Origin of the sequence: Paraburkholderia sp. BR13439 (assembly GCF_040948805.1) — a bacterium.
GTDB classification, from domain to species: Bacteria; Pseudomonadota; Gammaproteobacteria; order Burkholderiales; family Burkholderiaceae; genus Paraburkholderia; species Paraburkholderia youngii.
In genome coordinates this window covers 1-4,052 of sequence record NZ_JBFPKN010000085.1, presented here as the reverse complement: position 1 = coordinate 4,052, position 4,052 = coordinate 1, and the positions used below count along the sequence as shown (strand labels likewise).

At 59.9% G+C, this 4,052-nt stretch carries 5 protein-coding genes; all 5 read right to left on the bottom strand.

What is annotated here, in order from left to right; translation table 11 throughout:
- Positions 1–64: 64 nt before the first annotated feature.
- Positions 65–340, bottom strand: a complete 276-nt coding sequence (locus AB3X96_RS42065) for a transposase (protein WP_368594354.1) — start codon at positions 338–340, stop codon at positions 65–67.
- Positions 341–405: 65 nt separating this feature from the next.
- Positions 406–1,707 (bottom strand): S8 family serine peptidase, encoded by a 1,302-nt coding sequence (locus AB3X96_RS42060; RefSeq protein WP_368594353.1) that lies wholly within the window; start codon positions 1,705–1,707, stop codon positions 406–408.
- Between the two features lie 28 nt (positions 1,708–1,735).
- Positions 1,736–2,122, bottom strand: a complete 387-nt coding sequence (locus AB3X96_RS42055) for a hypothetical protein (protein ID WP_176112092.1) — start codon at positions 2,120–2,122, stop codon at positions 1,736–1,738.
- Between the two features lie 392 nt (positions 2,123–2,514).
- Complete coding sequence (locus AB3X96_RS42050; protein WP_368594352.1) at positions 2,515–3,171, bottom strand: hypothetical protein; 657 nt, start codon at positions 3,169–3,171, stop codon at positions 2,515–2,517.
- A gap of 45 nt (positions 3,172–3,216) precedes the next feature.
- Entirely contained in the window at positions 3,217–3,576 is a 360-nt protein-coding gene (locus AB3X96_RS42045) for a hypothetical protein (RefSeq protein ID WP_368594351.1), read from the bottom strand.
- Positions 3,577–4,052 lie beyond the last annotated feature (476 nt).

The following is a 4,052-nucleotide window of genomic DNA, read 5'->3' as shown; positions in this document are numbered from 1 at the left end:
TCTTGCGCTTGCGCGGTTCACCCGTCTTTAGTCTGGCTTTATATGGCATTATTCAATGCTGGCTTCATGATGTTGCGCTTTTACACAACCCGCAGCATCTTTGCAATACCCCCATCCGGACAAAGCCGTAGCGAGTAATCCACTTGCGAAGCTGATTCGGATTTACGTCGTGCTCCATGGCCGTGCGCGCGATTGACACACCGGGCTTCAGGCACATCCTGACCAGTTCGTCACGTGCGGCTTCGTCATACTCGCGTCGGCCGTCGCGCTTCTCGCCAATCACCAGACGGCTCTTGAGGTCTTTGTTCTCTGTCATCAGTGTCAGTGTGCAGGCGTCCACGTGGACACCTAGCTTCTGACCTTCCGCCCCGCGATGGAAGGGCGTCTTTTATTCGTCACTAAAGTTCAGGGAGCTTGCGTCAAACCCCAGCCGACATCGGACGTCGGCAACGACAGTCCGCGCGTATTGGCGATGAGACGCTGCCACAGTGCCGCGCCGCGTGCGCCGCTAGCTTGCGCCCAGAGTGCCGCGATCCCCGCCACATGCGGCGTCGCCATGCTGGTTCCCGAGATGGTGCGGTAACGAGTGGGCATCGACCACGACGAGTACACGGCGACGCCCGGGCCTGCGATGTCTACCGCCGTGCCGGGCTGGCGAACCGTGTCCCGAGCCGAAAAGTCGGCAATGCGCAAGCCCGAGTCTAGCGCACCGACCGCCATGAACGATCGGCTGTTAGCTGGTCGCGAAACGAAGCTAAACTGGCCAGCGGAGCGCTGCGCGTTGTTGCCTGCGGCGGCCACGATCATGCATCCGGCATCCAAGGCGCGTTGGCCAGCAGTTTCGTATGCCACCGAGGTCGTGGCGACGTTTGCGCCCAGCGACATCGAAATCACATGACACTTGTTCCTCACTGCCCAGTCGATGCCAGCGAGGACGTCGCCGTCAACGCCACGTCCCTGATCTGTCAACACCTTGCCGACGAAGATCGTGGCCTTGTGAGCAATGCCGTAGCGCGGCCCCAAAGCGGGATGCAGCGGGCCGCAAGCGGTGCCGATGCAGTGCGTGCCGTGGCCGTGGCCGTCGTTGGCGCTGGCCACTCCGGCGATGAACGATGTCGGTTCGATCTGGCGGCCGACGAAATCTGGATGCGCCAAGAAGAACCCCGTGTCCAGCACCGCCACATTGATTCCCTGGCCTGAATACCGCGACGTCGCCACCTTGGTGGCTTGCAGTCCCCAGGTCAGCGTTGCCGTGTCGACAAACGCTGCTTCGACATCGAGCAGATCTTCCCCCGCCGGCCCTTCGCTGGCCGACGCATACAGGCTTTGAGCAGCATCCCGGAAACCGCGCAAATAGTCGAGTGACATCGGACTCGGTTCCCCCAGCGCATACATCACGCCCTCGGGTTCGACCGCCAAGATAGCGGAATCCTCGCCCGCCGTCATCGCCAGCGAGCCGGCGGCACTTGGGTCGATGTTGACCACCGCGATCCCGAGGGTATCCAGCACCGCGCCACCGTCTGCCGGAACCCGCTCCACATCCAAACCGGACGCGCCGAAATCATCGCTCTTCAACATTTTTGACTCGGCCACACCGGTGCTGTCGGCAAGTACCGACAATGCATCCTTGTGCGCGCCCTCACGAAAGGTCACGATAAATCGGCCCGTGGTTTCGGGCGTGACGTTTTGGTTTACTTCGGAATTCATCTTCGGTTCCTCCTGATGGCGGGACGGCCTACGAGCACACCCGGCCGGCGTCCGCGACCGCTACCTTCCGGATGGCCTCGTCGACGTTTCCCTGAGCAGTGGTCAAGAGCCACAGCTCGACCGAGCGGCCGGTGTCCGCCAGAAACTCGACCGCGCCATTCCTGCGCGTCACCCTAACCACGCCGCATCCAAGTTCGATGGCAACGACCTCGTCGGCTGATGCGGGCGGTCGCGCATCAGCCGACGCTGGCTCGACCGTGCCAAGCAAACCGCGATAGCCGAGCTGATCGGGCAGGACATTCTTCGCGCTTGCATGTAGGCCGCCTAGGCGGCGTTGGAGTTCGAGGACTTCGCACTCCGTCAATACCCACGACGGATTGGGCTGTCCGCTGAAAAGGTCGATCTGAAATCTCATTGCGCTGTGCGCTCCGTAGTAGCCTGCATGCAACCGCGACCCGACCGGCGACTCGCAGGCAGACGACGTTGCCGCGCCTTGATGCGTGGCCGGCCGTGCTGCGATCAGCGAATGCGTTGCGAACGACAGGTATAAAAGTAACCACAAAACTGCGTGTAGGGTCCGCGGTCGCACGTCGAAGGATCGGTAATGATCCGATTGCTATTGTCCACGCTCCTGACGGCAGTTCCGCCGGGCTTGTGACAACAGAAACCTTCCTTGTTCTTGCGATACCAGTGAAAATCCACGAAGCCCGGGCTGGGAGCGATAACGAGCGCGACCAGATAACGCGGCTTTTCGCTATCTGGGAAGCAGACGTATCGCCGGTGCAAGCCGTCGCTCAGCGCCCCCTATCACACTGCGGTGCAAGTGATGGCCGTGTTGATGTGTCCACTGCTGCGGCCCGGTTGGGCGAACGTGTCGGTGCGTTTATTACTCGCGTAGTTGTAGCAGTTGTTGGGCGCGCGGATGTTGGGATCGTTGTTCCAGAAGCCGGGATAATAGGCAGCATACTCGACCCAGCAAGTCACCGCAGGCGCCGCACGCTCAAGCTCGGCGGCAGCCTCAGATTCCGCTGCCGCGTTCGAATTGGGGGAACTCACACCTGTTTCCTTGCCCAGCTTTTGCGTGAGAAGACCGCGCAGCATTTCATGGTTGATGACATTCGATTCCTCGACGCCATCGGCAAGTGCGCCGGCCGCGACACCTTGATCGGAGGCAAGATTAATTAGGCGTTCAGCGAGCTCACGCGACGTGCCCGAGCCGCCGCCGGAACCGAGCGGAACGTACAACGACGATGATATGCCGTGATCCGCGGCCAGCTCATCGTTGGCGGCGTTGAGATAGAAGCCGCGCAGCTCGCCTCGGCCTCCCGACTCGCTAGCGGCGGAGATCGACGCTGCGCTGACTTTCGCTGCATCGCGGAGCGCGGCGCGGATTTCCTGATCATCTGAGACGATCCAAGTTGGATTAGGACGGCCGGAGAAAACATCGGCAGTGGTTTGCAGCATAACGCCCTCCCGTTAAAGTAAGTGTGTTTCAGTTTCCAAGCTCCGTCAGTCGGGTCGGCTTGAGCGTCGGCCTTCGATCAAATCCAAGGGCGCGGCACCGGCGCTCGTCTTGCCGCCGTTGGGCACAGCGTCCAGACGAGCGTCATATGCCGTCACGCACGCAGTTTCAAATTCGCGCTCGGAAAGACAGTTACCGATGCGTACTTGTTCGCGGTCGGTTGTGTCGCGAAACATTTCGCTTTCGGTATCTACATGAACTCCTGTTCCGGACATGATGATCTCGCGGAAAATCATTAAATTGACTGGGCACGCGCGGTGGAATGGCCGGTTGCATTCCTTCGCTTCCGTTCCACTGCGCAGACTGCGCTTTCTCCGACGAACTGGGTAGGAATGGGAAAAACCCATTTCTTCACTATGAAGGTAGCATAGTCCCGACCAGTGACAGACTCATTGATGCGAATCAAGCGTAGTCCAATGATGGAACCTCCCGCTGAGTAGGCCACTATGATTCACCGATTTTGGGGTTGTAAGCCGGAACCGCATATTTTCGAAATTCTTCGATCAACAAGGTAGCGAGCTATTTTGGGGCGGAGAAGGCCTGATCCATATCCCTCGCACGCTGCATTTCGTCGCCGTGCAGGTACATCGACGTCGTCGCGATTGACGCATGGCGCAGGTTGTCGCGCACTGGTCAGTTTGGCTCCGCTGGCGAGCACATGACTTGCGTGACTGTGCCTCCTATCTCTTTGAAGAGATAGAGCAGAGATTTTTTTGGTTGGCGATCGCGGCCACTGACGCGTGAACAGGCCGGTCGGGGCCGGTCCGCGATCGGTAATCAAAAAAATGTTTGTGCTAAACCGCTCCGCAGGCGTCGGCCTTTA

Bases quoted from the DNA above. Each gene is read 5' to 3' on its own strand.
- AB3X96_RS42045 (WP_368594351.1), bottom strand. From the start codon at position 3,576: ATGGGTTTTTCCCATTCCTACCCAGTTCGTCGGAGAAAGCGCAGTCTG.
- AB3X96_RS42050 (WP_368594352.1), bottom strand. From the start codon at position 3,171: ATGCTGCAAACCACTGCCGATGTTTTCTCCGGCCGTCCTAATCCAACT.
- AB3X96_RS42060 (WP_368594353.1), bottom strand. From the start codon at position 1,707: ATGAATTCCGAAGTAAACCAAAACGTCACGCCCGAAACCACGGGCCGA.
- AB3X96_RS42055 (WP_176112092.1), bottom strand. From the start codon at position 2,122: ATGAGATTTCAGATCGACCTTTTCAGCGGACAGCCCAATCCGTCGTGG.